The sequence below is a fragment of the Ilumatobacter sp. genome (assembly GCF_046290335.1).
In the GTDB taxonomy this organism is placed as follows: Bacteria; Actinomycetota; Acidimicrobiia; order Acidimicrobiales; family Ilumatobacteraceae; genus Ilumatobacter_A.
In genome coordinates this window covers 1-12,730 of record NZ_JBKAGH010000015.1, presented here as the reverse complement: position 1 = coordinate 12,730, position 12,730 = coordinate 1, and the positions used below count along the sequence as shown (strand labels likewise).

At 67.4% G+C, this 12,730-nt stretch carries 7 protein-coding genes; 5 read left to right on the top strand and 2 right to left on the bottom strand.

The features are described from left to right. Positions 1-81: 81 nt before the first annotated feature. The 3 genes from ACE37B_RS24835 to ACE37B_RS24825 all read left to right on the top strand — a co-directional run bounded on the left by ACE37B_RS24835 (position 82) and on the right by ACE37B_RS24825 (position 3,955). Positions 82-363, top strand: a complete 282-nt coding sequence (locus ACE37B_RS24835) for a type II toxin-antitoxin system Phd/YefM family antitoxin (protein WP_409926038.1) — start codon at positions 82-84, stop codon at positions 361-363. Then, a complete protein-coding gene (locus ACE37B_RS24830) occupies positions 360-782 on the top strand; it encodes a type II toxin-antitoxin system VapC family toxin (RefSeq protein ID WP_409926037.1) in 423 nt (140 codons plus the stop codon). Before ACE37B_RS24835 ends, ACE37B_RS24830 begins: the two co-directional genes overlap by 4 nt. A gap of 308 nt (positions 783-1,090) precedes the next feature. Beyond that, a complete protein-coding gene (locus ACE37B_RS24825) occupies positions 1,091-3,955 on the top strand; it encodes a BTAD domain-containing putative transcriptional regulator (protein WP_409926036.1) in 2,865 nt (954 codons plus the stop codon). Positions 3,956-3,963: 8 nt separating this feature from the next. Here ACE37B_RS24825 and ACE37B_RS24820 read toward each other — a convergent pair whose 3' ends face one another. Together ACE37B_RS24820 and ACE37B_RS24815 are read right to left on the bottom strand one after the other, a co-directional pair. After that, positions 3,964-4,491 carry a cupin domain-containing protein gene (locus ACE37B_RS24820; RefSeq protein WP_409926035.1) on the bottom strand — a complete coding sequence of 176 codons (528 nt, stop codon included), beginning with the start codon at positions 4,489-4,491 and terminating at the stop codon, positions 3,964-3,966. Positions 4,492-4,629: 138 nt separating this feature from the next. Then, a complete protein-coding gene (locus ACE37B_RS24815) occupies positions 4,630-6,330 on the bottom strand; it encodes a hypothetical protein (RefSeq protein WP_409926034.1) in 1,701 nt (566 codons plus the stop codon). Positions 6,331-6,883: 553 nt separating this feature from the next. Here ACE37B_RS24815 and ACE37B_RS24810 point away from each other — a divergent pair. Both ACE37B_RS24810 and ACE37B_RS24805 read left to right on the top strand, forming a co-directional pair. Then, a complete protein-coding gene (locus ACE37B_RS24810) occupies positions 6,884-7,417 on the top strand; it encodes a hypothetical protein (protein WP_409926033.1) in 534 nt (177 codons plus the stop codon). Between the two features lie 120 nt (positions 7,418-7,537). Continuing rightward, entirely contained in the window at positions 7,538-12,391 is a 4,854-nt protein-coding gene (locus ACE37B_RS24805; protein ID WP_409926032.1) for an extracellular solute-binding protein, read from the top strand. Positions 12,392-12,730 lie beyond the last annotated feature (339 nt).

Here is a 12,730-nt window from a genome sequence, read left to right as displayed (position 1 = left end):
TGGGTTTCGAGCGACTTCACGCGCGACGAGCATCAAGAAGTGACCCGTTGACGGTGCTGTCGAAGTGGCTACACTGGTGGCATGAACGTAGCTACTTCGAGATCCGAGGTCGGGATCCGCGATCTGAAAAACGGTCTCAGCAAGTACATCGATCGCGTGGAGGCGGGCGAAGAGGTGATCGTGACGGATCGGGGTCGCCCGGTTGCCAAACTCTCTCCACTCGACGCACCCGACGATCGCCTCGCCGACCTTGTCGCCGCTGGCGTGGTCCGGCCACCAGCGAGCGGCACTCGTCATCGTGCTCGTTCACGAATCAAGCCGAAGGGGAACGTGAGCGATCTCGTTGCTGAGCAGCGTCGGTGATCACCTACGTCGATACGTCGACCCTGATCAAACTCATCGTCGATGAGGAGGGGTCGGATCGAGCCGAATCGATCTGGCAGTCCGCCGATTCGGTCGCCTCGGTCAGTTTGGTCGTGGTGGAAGCGCGCGCTGCGCTTGCTGCAGCCGCACGGCGTCAGCGGCTTTCGACCGATCAGTTGCACGTTGCCAAGACCGAGCTGGCTGCGTTCGTCGACGATCTCCATCTTGTCGAGGTGACCGAGGAACTCATCGAGAGCGCCGCGCAACTCGCGGAGACCGAGGCGCTGAGGGGCTACGACGCAGTCCACCTCGCAGCAGCGGTCTTCGTCCGTGCCGCAGTACTCACGAGCGCGGACCGAGCGCTCTGCGAGGCAGCCGAACGGCAGGGCCTGCACATCGCCGACCCACTGACGACGTGATCCGACCGGTCCGGTCGGCGCGGACACCGCCGACATTCTCGTGTAGATAATCGCCCACAGTCGTGCCGCGATGGGCGGGTTGTCGGCTTGTCGTCCACCGCCATTGTCGAGCGGGGTGGGGTCGCTTCGAGCTCACCAACTCGTCGGTGCCGCATGGGTTGCCGCGAGCCGGCGATCCGGACCGCGTTTCGCTGGCTTGGAGGCCTAATCTCAGCGCTCTGGTGGCGGGGTCGTGCGCGGGCGGTCGGACTTGCGGCGAACAGTTCGAAGGCGGCTGGCAGCGAAGCGGGCCGTGCAATACTGCTCCCGTGACGGGCGGCGAGCCAACGGTCGTGAAGATCGGTGTGCTCGGCGTACTCACGGCCACTCGAGGCGGTGAACCGCTCGAACTCGGCGGGCCGAAATCGCAGGCGGTGCTCCTCGCGCTCGCTCACAACCTCGACGATGTCGTCCGGGTGGACACCATCTCGGAGATCCTGTGGGGTGATCGTCCACCGAAGAGCGCCCGCAATGCGATTCAGGTGAAGGTGTCCCAGCTGCGCAGCGCATTGGGACCGGGTTGCGAGATTCGCACGGCCGCAACGGGCTACACCCTGTGCTCCGACGGCGTCACGGTCGACGCTGCCGAGTTCGAGCGCCTCGTCGGCGTGGCCGAGGGCACCGTCGAGGCCGATCCGTCGGCGGCCGCCGAAGCGAGCAGAGCCGCGCTGGCACTGTGGCGCGGTGCCCCGATGGCCGAAGAACTCGAACTCGAGCCGCTCCGGGGGCAGATCGTCGGGTTGAAGGAGCTCCGCGTACGCGCACAGGTGCTGGTGCTCGATGCTCGCCTCCGACTCGGCCAGCACCGTGAGTGTTGCGCCGGTGCCGAGTTGCTCGCCGAGGAGCATCCGTACCGCGAGGACATTCGCGCGCTGCACATGCTCGCGTTGTACCGATCCAGCCGTCAGACCGAATCACTCGCCGTGTACCGGCAGACCCGCCAGCTCCTCGTCGAGGAACTCGGCATCGATCCCGGTCCTGAGCTCAGCGCGCTTCATCGCCAGATCCTCGATCAGGATCCAGCCCTCGACGCGCCGAGCGCACGGGCCGCACCCGGACCCCTTGTCGATGCCTCGCTCGTGACCGACAACCTCCGGTCCGAGCCGAACCTCTTCGTCGATCGTCCCGAGGTCGAGGCGATCGCCGCTTCGATCGGGGCCGGTCGCGTTGTGACCGCCGTCGGGACGGGTGGGATCGGCAAGAGCCGCTGCGTCGGCGCGGTGGCACGGCGTTGTCTGGGCGGTGCGGTTGCCGCCGACGGCGTGTGGGTGGTCGACCTCGCGCCGTTGCCTGATGAATCGGATGAGGTCGCTGCTGCGGTGGCCGATGCGATGGGGTTGGGGCAGGAGCCTGACACCACATCCACGGCGACGATCGCGAGCTATCTCGCGTACCGTTCGACGCTCGTCGTGCTCGACAACTGCGAGCACGTTGCTGAGGGTGCGCGCCGCTTCGTCGAGGACCTCGGTGCCGGTGCTCCGTCGACGGCGATCCTGGCGGCGAGCAGGGTCCGGCTCGGCCTGGCCAATGAGTCGGTCGTCGTACTCGATCGGCTCCCCGACCCCGCCGCCCACGAGCTGCTCGACGCACGGATCGCCGAAGTTGGCGCCGGCCCGTTCGCCGACCAGGAGCGTGATGAGCTGTGCGCCGTCCTCGACAACTATCCGCTCGCGATCGAACTCGCGGCAGCCCGGACGCGGGCGCTCTCCCCGCGCGAGATCGCGCGTCGCCTCGCCGACCAACCAGGTCTGCTGGCCAGCGCTGCGCCAACGCGTGCTGCCGGGGGTTCGCGCTCGCACGCCGACCTGGCGACGACCCTCGAATGGTCGCTCGAGCGGCTCTCGCCCGCATCACGCAAGACCCTCATCCGGGCGACGGTGTTCGTCAGTGACTTCGATCTCCGTGGCGCCGAAGCTGTGCTCTCGACCGACGACACCAGCGCGGCCGACGTGGTCGCACACCTCGGCGAACTCGTGGAGCATCACCTTGTCAGTCGGGATCACGGACGAGCCCGATTCCGGATCCTGGAACCGATCCGGCAACACCTCCACGTCCGAACCTCCAGCTCGACGCAGCAGCATTACATCGAGCATTTCTCCACCCTTGCGATCGACGGAGCCGTCGGATTGTGCGGGCCGGACGAGGCGAAGTGGTGGGACCGTGTCCATCGCGAACTTCCTCATGTTCGAGAGGTCGTCAGGCTGGCGACCGAGCGCGCAGACATCGAGCTCCTCGACCGGGTGATGGGTCCGATGGCCGTCGCGGTCTCGATTCTTGGATTCGTCGCGCCGGGCGATTGGGCGGTCGATGCGCTTCGACGGTTGGAGCTGGCTCCGGCCGACGCTCCCGGCGTGGCTGCCGCGGCTGCAGCTCACTTCGCGCATCTCGACCAGATCGAGGAGTGCGACGCGGTGCTCGATTCACTCGACGCGTCGGTCGACGACCCGTGGATGCGCGCTGTCGTGTACTGCGTCCGCCTGTTCCGGGATCCCAGCGGTGAGCAGTGGGGCCCACTCGTGAAGGCGGCGGCCGAGGAGTGTGGCGATCCGGCACTGCTCGTCCTCGGGAAGTTCCGTGCTCGTGACTCGGATGGCGTCGAGGCCGCCGACGAGTACGGAAATCCGACGCTGCGCGTCTACGCCCGCCAAATGCGGTCCGCCATGATGGCCGACGCGCTGAGCGACGCGGCGCGACGGAACAGAGAAGCGCTCTACCGCATCGCGCTCACCTCCAACAACCAGCACACGATCGCCGAGGGTCAGATGTTCATGGCGCTCCAGCACTGCTACGACGGCGATCCCCGTCAAGCGGGTCCGCTCGCCGTCGAGATGATCGAACGAATGGTCCGGGTGCGATCACCACACTGGGTGTGGCACGGGGTGGAGGTGATCGGCGTGATGCTCGCCATGCTCCGCATGGAGTCGTACACGTCTGAGCGGTTGTGGGCGGCGGTCAGTTCGTCCGGACGCCCACCGTTTGCCCGGCTGACCCGCAACCCCGAACTCCCGGCCTGGGTCGCGTCTCAGCTGAGCGACGAACAACGCCGGCAGGCCTTCGATGATGGCTCTGGCCTCACGATGGACGTCGCCGCAATCGAGGCGCGAAAGGCTGCGGAGCGGATCGCGGCCGGCTGACTTGCGGCTCAGTCGCGGCGGGCACCGACCATTGCGGTGGCGAGGACGACGACCTCGGTTCCGCGATTGTGCCATCGGTGTCGGGTGCCGTTCTGGACCACGACATCACCGGCGGAGAGGGTGACCTCGGCGCCGTCGTCCAGCTCGAGTACAACCTGCCCCGAGAGGACGATGTCGAAGTCGGTGGTGTCGGTGGTGTGCATCCCCGGGTCGTCGAACTCCATGTGCGCCATCATCCCGGGGAGCTTCGCCTCGACTTCCTCGACCGCGCTCTCGACGTCGTCGGGGAAGTCATCGGACCCGTCCGGTGGAATGGTGAACATGATGAACCGGAACCCAGCGATGGGAGGTAGGTACGTGGTTGCGGCGGGTGCCGTTCCGGAGTCGGGGTACGTCTGTGGACCGTCGGAGCCCCACAGGCGGTGGAACTCGGTGCCCGGCATCATCGAGAGCGTGATCGGGGTGACGGTGGCATCGCTTGCGACGATGGCTTTGCCGCGGTCGTCGTGGCCGGTGACGACGAGTCGAACGTCCATGGTGGTGTCTCGTTTCCGTAGTCGGTGTCGGGTCGTGGACAATCAGTTGTAGTGCCCGGATCCGACGCGTCGAGACCCGCTGCCGGACGACGACGTCGGCGTCGTCCGGCTGCGGGTCTTCGGGCCGGAGGCCGGAGGTCAGCGCTCGAATCGGTAGACCGAGTTGACGCCGTCGTCGGAGACGTAGATCGCTCCGTCGGGACCGATGGCGACGCCCGACAACATGCCGGTCGGCAAGAAGCCCTCGACGACAGGGGCCGAGAAGTCGAGGCCGGTGATCACGGGTGATGTGTCGCCGGTCGCCAGGTCGATCGCGACAATTTGCTGTGCACCGGTTTCGACGACGAGCAGTCGGTCGCCGTCGACGGCCATGCCCTCCGGCTGTGCCAGACCTGCGGCAAGGACCCGCGGGCCGGCGTCGTCGACCACCCAGATGTCACCGGTCGCCCAGTCGCCGACGTACAACGTGGTGCCGTCGCTGGCCAAGCCCAACGGGATTGCTAGGTCGCCGATCAGGACGTCGGTCAGGTCGTTGGCGTTGACGACATTGCCGCCACCGGCTTGTGCCGCCACGAGTCGGGGGCCGTGCCTGAGTGCGTTGACCGGGAAGACGACATCGCGAACGTCTTCGAGGACGTCGCCGGTTGCCGGATCGAGCACCTGCACTGATCCGGAGAAGGCGTTCGCCACGATCAGGTTGTCCCCGTCGGCCGACACGCTTCCGGCCCCTGCGAACGCCTCGCCGGGCGCAGCGAACCGATCGTAGAACGACGTCTCGAGGCGAGCCGGGTCGGCGGCGCTGAAGCCGCGCATGACGAAGAAGTCGCCGACCCACACCGACCCGTCAGGGCTGACCGCGACGCCGCCAGGAAGCCCGAACCCAGCCTGGCCGAGCACCATGAACTCATCGCCGTCGATGCGATGGACCTGATTGTCGCTGCCGGCGATGACGAAGATGCGGTCGTCGGCATCGATGGCGATGTTGTCGATCGTGGCGTCGATCCGGAGGAGCTGCTCCGTCTCACCCGTGGCCGGATCGAGCGTGGACACCGTGCCCCCGGCGAGGTCGACCACGTGTGGTTCACCGGCAGAGTTGAACTTCACCGCCGACGGGACGCCGACGCCGGAGGCGACTATTTCGGGGGCGATGACGTCGGCGTCGACGTCGATACGCACCACCTCGCCGGTGAAGAACGACGGTGCATACAGCAGTCCGTCGGGACCGAAGTCGAAGGCGTTGAGCCCTGCCAGGGTCTCGTCGAGCGGGATCGGATCGGCGATGAGCATCGGGTCGAGTTCGTAGAGCCCGTCACCGAGGAAGATGCGCGCCACGAAGAGCCGACCGTCGGCCGACATCGTGATCGGGTTCACACCTGGCCCGACGGCCTGCGTCGTCGTCGTGCCGTCCGGCGATCGCATGCCGACGTTCCCGCCCAGGAGGTCGGTCCAGCAGACCGTGCCGTCATCGGCGATGAAGACGTCGTCAGGGCCGTTGACACCTTGGTCAGGCCCGAGCCGATCGAGGATCTCTCCGGTCTCAGGGTCGTGGACCGTGATCTCACTCCCGCCGACACTGGCGACGTAAAGGTTGCCATCGAGCGGCGAGATGCTGGCCCCGTTCATCGAGTTGGTCGCTGCCGGGGCGCCCACGAGGGTGGCCAGCGAGAGGTCGAACGGTTCCGTCGGCGGAGGAGCCTCGGTGGTCGTCGTCTCCGCGACGGTGGTGGTCGCCTCCGGCTCAGTCGTGGCCGGGGCGTCGGTAGCTCCGGGCTGCTCCGTGGTGTCCGACGGCTCGGACGGCTGGGAGCTTGCTGCAGGCTCGTCGGTCGTCGAGGACACGTCGTCGTCGCTCGAACACGCGGCGACGAGCAGCGCGGCAACGAGGAGCGGTGCACATCGTCGTGCTGTTCGACAGGACGACGATCGTCCGAGTCCGGCTGTGTCGAGTCTGTTGGTCAAATGTGCGTCGTCCGTGTTCACGTCGTTCGCCTTTCGGTTGGGTGCTGCGATGTCGCCAGCGCAGCTTCCTGCCGTGCGCTTACCGCCGGCTTACGAAACTGGATCGCGTCCGGAATCTCGGTACGGGCGGATACCAAGTGAACAGTTGGGTACTTCTCGGCCTGCTCGGCACGTAGGACAAGGCCCTGGGCGGCGCGGCCGGACGGTCTGGATCCCTCTCGCAAGGTGGCGGCACCTGGTCGAAGCCCGTGCGGGATGCGAGAGAATGACCAGGTCAGAGGCCCTCTTCGGCGGGCCTCTTTCCGTTCTCCGCCACGGCGTGCCAACTGCTTGCCCATGGCCGGCGGGCGACATCAGTCGGTCGACAGGCGACGTATAGTCCGAGTTCAGTCGAACGAAGTTGGAGCCAAGTCGGCACGTCGACGTTGGTGGCATGACAAACCAACTGACATCCGCCGACCTCGACACCACCACGATTGCTCCGGCGCCATCGCCGACTCGATCGACGCCTGTCGTCACCAACGACCAGCCGACGACCACCCAGGGCAGCGGGCGCCGATGGGCGCTGCTCGCCGGCGGCGTTGTCGTGGCCGCTACCGTCGGTGTCGTCCTCGCCGGCGACGACGGCGATTCGTTCCAACCCGCCGTCGCCGAGCGTTCATCGACGGCCATCGTTCAGTCCGAGATCGAGACCGAGCTGGCCCGGCGGAGCGCCGCGGGGGCCGGTGTGGAGCGTTCTGCCACCGCGATCATCCAGTCCGAGATCGATGCGGCGTTGACCGAACGGAGTTCGTCGGTCAGCGCGGGCGTGCAGTTGCCTCCGTATCTCGTCATCCAGAACGAGATCGACGCTGCGCTCGCCGAGCGGGCCGTTCGCATCGAGGCCTCGGAGCGGTCTGCCGGGTCGATCATCCAGTCCGAGATCGATGCGGCGCTCGCGGATCGAAACGCAGCGGTGGCCGACTGACAGCGGTAGCGAGGTTGTCGCCGACCTGGACCGATGTCCCCTTATGTCCCGCCTAAGTCACACGTGGGAGTATGTGCCGGGTCGGCGGCTGGGGTGGTCGCTGCATGGAGGGAGGCGCTGATGGACTTTCGGGTACTGGGCACGTTGGCGGTCGAGCGCGACGGGGTCGACGTGGACCTCGGGGCGTTCCGCCAGCGAGCCTTGCTCGGTCTCTTGCTGACCGCCCCGAACCAGGTGTGGTCGACCGATCAGATCATCGACGGTCTGTGGGGTGAGGAAGCCGCCGGTGACAAGCAGAACGCCCTGTGGGTGTATGTGTCGGGGCTCCGGAAGGCGCTGGAGCCGGACCGGCCGAAACGCACCGACGGTTCGGTCCTGTTGACGCGGGCGCCTGGCTATCTGGCCGAGGTGGATCCCGAGTCGCTCGACTCGGCCCGTTTCGAGCGCCTCGTGGCCGAGGGCCGGGCACTCATCGGCACGGATCCGGCGGCAGCGGCGATCGTGCTCAGCGAAGGCCTCGCGTTGTGGCGAGGCCGGGCGTTCGAGGACTTCACGTACGAGCCGTTCGCCCAGACCGAGATCGCGCGGCTGGAAGAGCTGCGGCTCGAGGCGGTGAGCGCCCGCATCGATGCCGACCTGGCGTGCGGTCGATCGCGCGAGCTGGTGTCCGAGATCGAATCGCTCGTTCGCCAGCATCCGCTGCGTGAGGAACTCACGGGCCAGCTGATGCTGGCGCTGTACCGCTGCGGGCGCCAGGCCGAGGCGCTGCGTGCGTTCAGCGCGATCCGCGCTCGGTTGGTGGACGAACTCGGCGTCGACCCGTCGGTGTCGCTGCGTCGGCTGAACGATCGGATGGTCGCCGGTGACGAGTCGCTGGAGGCACCGCGGCCGGCGCCGGCGTCGGGCGGGGTGTCTCCGGGCCTGAGTGTGCGGGGATACGAGCTGCGAGAGGAGCTCGGGTCTGGTGACTTCGGGGTGGCCTACCGCGCGTATCAGCCGGCGGTCGGTCGCGAGGTGGCGATCAAGGTGATCCGCCCGGAACTCGCCAACGACCCGACCTTCATTCGGCGGTTCGAGGCCGAGGCCCGGCTCGTCGCGCGACTCGAGCATCCGCACATCGTTCCGCTGTACGACTTCTGGCGCGAGCCGGACGCGGCGTACCTCGTGATGCGGCTGATGCAGGGCGGCACCCTCGCAGACCGGCTCGCCGACGGGGCCCTCACGCCGGTTCAAGCGTCGGCGGTGGTTGGTCAGTTGGCGGGGTCGCTCGGTGCCGCGCACCGCACCGGTGTCGCCCACCGCGATCTCACACCGACCAACGTGTTGATCGACCGTGACGGCAACGCGTACCTGTCCGACTTCGGCATCGCCGTCGGAGACGACTCCGGCCCGTCCGGCGAGGTGTTGCGCGCCCGGTCGCTCAGTGCACCGTTCGCGTCGCCTGAGCAGCTCGGTGGTGAGCCGGTCGACTCGTCGTCCGACGTGTTCAGTCTCGCTGTCGTGATGGCACAGGCCGTCACAGGCCTCCAGGGCGACCTGGACCAGATCCGGCCCGCGCTCCCCGCCGAGACGCTCCGCGTCATCGACCGTGCGACGGCGTCCGATCCGGGTGAACGCGGCGACGTCACGTCGTTCGGCGCCGACCTCCAGCGAGCGTTGACCGGTAATGTGATCGGCGCTGCGAGTGACGAACCGCTCGAGCTCGTGAATCCGTACAAGGGCCTGCGTGCGTTCGGCGGTTCCGACGCCGGTGACTTCTTCGGTCGCGAACGCCTGGTGGATCGGTTGGTCGCCAAACTGGGGTCGCCCGGTGTACAAGGTCGTTTCGTGGCGGTCGTCGGCCCGAGTGGTGCCGGCAAGTCGAGTCTGGTCAAGGCCGGTGTCCTGCCGGCGGTGCGCGGCGGCGCACTCCCCGATTCGCATCGGTGGTTCGTCGTGGAGATGACACCTGCTCCGTATCCGTTCGAGGCGCTCGAAGACGCGCTCCTCGGAGTCGCGGTGAACCCTCCGGTGTCGCTCTTGGAGCTGCTCGTCGGTGGCGAATCGGGGCTCGAGAAGGCCGTTGACGCAGTCCTCCCCGCCGATGGTTCGCAGATCCTGCTCGTCATCGATCAGTTCGAGGAACTGTTCACCCAGGTCGCACCCGCCATCGCGAAGCAGTTCCTCGACACTCTCGCCCATGCGGTCACGGCGGTGCACAGCCGTGTTCGGGTCGTGTTGACCCTGCGCGCTGACTTCTACGACCGGCCACTCGGTCACAGCCGTGTCGGGGAGTTGTTGCACCACGGCACGCAGGTCATCACCCCGATGACACCCGAGCAGCTCGAGCGCGCGATCACCGGTCCGGTCGAGCGGATGGGTGTGGTCTTCGAACCGGCGGTGGTGGCTGAACTGGTGCGCGAGGTCGTCGACCGCGCCGGGGCACTGCCGCTGTTGCAGTACACGCTCACGGAGCTCTTCGACCGGCGACACGGAAACCGCATCACCACCGCCGCGTACAACGAACTCGGCGGCGTCTCCGGCGCGCTCGTGCAACGAGCCGATGGGCTGCTCGCCGGGCTGGACCCGAGCGCCGCCGACGCCGCTCGCCAGGTGTTCCTCCGGCTCGTGACCCTCGGCGACGGCGACGGCCAGAACGACACCCGTCGCCGCATCCTGCAGAGCGAACTCGACGATCTCGGCCTCGACCGCAGCGACCTCCGCACGGTGCGCGAGACGTTCGGTCGCCACCGCCTGCTGAGCTTCGACCGCGACCCGGTCACCCGCGGCCCGACCGTCGAGATCTCCCATGAGGCCCTCCTCACCGAGTGGACACACCTGCACGACTGGATCGAGGCTGCCCGCGACGACGTTCGCAGCCAGCGTCGACTCGCCGAGGCGATGCGCGAATGGCAAGCGGCCGGGAAGAGCGACGGGTACCTGCTGCGCGGTGGCCGTCTCGACCAGCTGGATGCCTGGGCGACATCCACGTCGGTGACGCTGTCAGCGCCCGAGCTGCACTACCTCGGCCTGAGTCGAGCGGCGCGAGACCGTGACGCAGACGAAGAACTCGCTCGTGAACAACGCATCGCCGACGCCGAGCGGGAGGCGAACAAGCGCCGCCGACAACTCCTCGGAGCCGGTGTGCTCGGCGTGCTCGTCGCCGGTCTCGCCGCGTTCAGCATCAGCCAGTGGCGTGCGGCCTCCGACGCCCGCGACGAAGCCGCGGACGCCCGCGACGCCAACCAGAGCATCGTCGTGTCCGAGCAGTTCCGAACCGCCTCGGCGGCCGCGCTCACCCGCGATCCCGAACTCGCGATGCTGTTCGCCGTCGAGGCGGTGCGGTCGACCACCGATCTCGGCTACGCCACCGAAGAGGCCGTCGATTCATTGCACTGGGCGCTGCAGCAAGTCGGCGTCCCGTACCCCGTCGGAGCCGAAGCGGCGACGAGTATCCGCTCAGGTCCGAGTGGGCTCACCGGCGTGTTCACGCTGCCAACCGCCGAACTGGTCGCGCTCGCTGAGTCGTCGACCGAGCGACGGCTCACCGACGACGAGTGCCTGCTCGGCAGCGAACTCGGCTGCCCCGAGCTCCAGCCCATCGACGCCGAGCTCCCGCTCCGATTCGGACTCGAGAACTTCGTCGTGAACATCCCCGAGGTACTCCCGGGTGTGCCGGCGTTCGGGAACGGCGAGCTCGCCGGCACGCGCGTCACGGTCGCAATGGGTTCGACCGTCGGGGGAAATGACGGACTCCTCGGAGAGTTCGAGCGCTTCACAGCAGAGACCGGGATCGAGGTGGAGCTCGTGTCGAACGTCAGCTTCGACCTCACCCGCCTCCTGGTCACCGGCGAACTAGGCGCGACGCCTGACGTGATCGGATTCTTCTCGCCGCCTCCGCCGTGGGCGGAAGACCGAGTCGTGGACCTCTCGACTTACCTCGACGTCGACACCTTGCGCTCCGACTTCGGCGACTATCTCGTGGACGAGATGACGAGCGACGACGGGAAGCTCGAGAGCGTGATGATGCAGACCAATCCGAGCGGACTGATCCTCTACCCGAAGCGTGCCTTCGATGCGGCCGGCTACGAGGTCCCATCGACGTGGGATGACCTGATCGCATTGTCCGACCAAATCGTTGCTGACGGCCGGAACCCCTGGTGCTTCAACTGGGAGGCCGGATTCGCCAGCGGCTTCACGGGCTCCAACTTCCTCGAGAACCTCGTGCTGCGCTCTGCAGGGACCGAGGTGTACGACGATTGGGTCACGGGAGACGTCCCATTCGACGATCCGCGCATCGTCGAGGCGGCGCAACGGGGCGACGAGTTGATGTTCTCCCCTGGCTACGTCGCCGGCGGGTCCGAGTCGATCAGCACCACGACCTGGACCGCGGCCCCACTCAGGATGCTCGACGAGAACCCGTTCACGGGCGAAGCGGGGCCACAGTGCTGGCTCAGCCATCAGGCGTCGCAGATGGTCGACATCCTCGGACCGATCGACGACCCTCGATCCGGCGAGCTGGGCGTCGACATCGACTACTTCATGCTCCCGCCACTGGTCGACGGTGGCTCGGCCAACATCGGATCCGGCCACATCCGCGCCACGACGTTGACCGACCGACCGGAGGTGCGTGCGGTGATGTCGTACATCGCCAGCCCCCGGTGGGGAGAGGTGTGGGCCGGCACCGAGACGTTCGGTGAGACCTTCATCTCCTCCAACCGGCGATTCGACACGTCGTCCTACCAGGGGCAGCGGTCGGATGCGGACTTCGAGGTTCGGGTGAGGATCCACGAGGACAACCGCCGGGGACTCGATGACGGTTCGTGGCGGTTCGGTGCGGCCAACCTCATGCCACTCGAGTTCGCCAGCTGGACGAACGAGTACGTCCCCGGCCCCTTCTGGCAGGGAGTGATCGACTGGGCCGACCAGGTCAAGCCGATCGACAAGATCCTCGCCGACGTTCAGGCAGCCCGCGAGGACTTCGACGCCCAGTAAGGCGAGTAGTCACCGCCGGCCGAGCTGACCCAGCCGAGACGTGGCGACCTCCGGGTTCGCAGCAGCGCAGCGGGGGACCACGGTCTCGATCGGACACTACGGGCGCGTCGTCGGCGTGGACACGATCAAGATCACGATCACGGCGGCACAACTCGACCCGGCCGCGCTCGACGAGATCGGTATCGCGCCACTAACTCGCGTCTCAGGCCACTCATCCCCGGCTGGGTGTTCGCCGAGCCCTGTGCGGCATCCCTCCCGACGCCGAACCATCCTGTATTGATCGCCGCCGGAGCGCTCGTGACCCGAGCGATAGCCGGCATTTCGATCGGTCGTGGTCCG